At 65.7% G+C, this 1,063-nt stretch carries 2 protein-coding genes; both read right to left on the reverse strand.

The genetic code is table 11. From position 1 onward, the window contains the following. Window positions 1-9: 9 nt before the first annotated feature. Window positions 10-843, reverse strand: coding sequence for a PTS system mannose/fructose/sorbose family transporter subunit IID (locus DW233_RS10095; protein ID WP_117565064.1), 834 nt, complete (start codon window positions 841-843; stop codon window positions 10-12). Continuing rightward, window positions 824-1,063, reverse strand: a 240-nt coding sequence (locus DW233_RS10100; protein WP_147324175.1) for a PTS sugar transporter subunit IIC, incomplete at its 5' end; no start/stop codon positions are given. The genes DW233_RS10095 and DW233_RS10100, both read right to left, overlap by 20 nt.

The raw sequence follows: 1,063 nt of genomic DNA on the forward strand, positions 1-1,063 counted from the left end.
GCCGGGCCCTTACGCCAGCACGCCGAAGAACGCGCCGATGATGCCCACGACCATGGTGGCCACGATCAGCACCATGGGGTTGATCTTCTTGGACAGCAGCCAGTAGTACAGCCAGAAGGCGAGCATGCCGAGCATGCCGGGCATGATGCCGTCCAGGATGTCCTGGAGGGTCTGGGCGTCCTCGCCCGAGCCGATGGCCACCGGGATGCTGGCCCAGAACATGTCCTTGCACATGGCGCCCACGACCATGACGCCCACGATGCCCACGCAGGTCATGATCTTCTGCATGAGGCCGGTCCTCTGGGCCTCGTCCAGGAAGCCCACGCCCAGCTCGTAGCCCTTGACGGCGCCCCAGATGCGCAGCGCGAAGCCGGGGACGTTGTAGATGAGCAGGAAGGCGATGGGGCCGAAGGGGTTGCCGGCCTGGCACAGGCTGATGCCCACCGCGGCGGCGACCACGCGCAGCGTCGACAGGAAGATGGAGTCGCCGATGCCGGACAGCGGGCCCATGAGGGCGGCCTTGACGTCGTTGACGCTCTCGGGCTCGATCTCGCCGCGGGCGACCTTCTCCTCCATGGCCATCGCGATGCCGCCGACGAACGGGGCGAACTGGACGGTGATGTTGAAGAACGCGCAGTGGCGATGCAGGGCCTCGGCGTAGTCGTCGGGGCGGCCGGCGTAGATCTTCTTGAGCATGTTGGCGACCATCAGGCAGAAGGCGATGTTCATCTGCTTGTAGTAGGTCCAGGAGAACTCCATGCCCAGGGCGCCGACGTTGACGGCGCTCTTGACGAGGTCGGAGCGCGTGATCTTGTTCTCGGGACTAGAAGTCATCGTCCTCATCCCCTTCCGCGGAAAGCTGGGGCTGGGCTCCGCCCAGGCCGAGCAGGTCGAACTTGTCGATGCCGATGATGATGGCGATCAGGGCGACGCCCAGGACGGGCACGTTGGCGTAGGAGCACAGCAGGAAGCCCAGGAAGTAGAAGGGCACGAGCTGCTTGGTGAGCACCAGGCGGCCGAGCATGGCGAAGCCCATGGCCGGCAGGATGTTGGCGGCAACGCC

The organism is Collinsella sp. AM20-15AC, from assembly GCF_003471405.1.
In the GTDB taxonomy this organism is placed as follows: Bacteria; Actinomycetota; Coriobacteriia; order Coriobacteriales; family Coriobacteriaceae; genus Collinsella.

Excerpts from the sequence above, each read along its gene's own strand:
- DW233_RS10095 (WP_117565064.1), bottom strand. The coding sequence starts at position 843 with ATGAGGACGATGACTTCTAGTCCCGAGAACAAGATCACGCGCTCCGAC.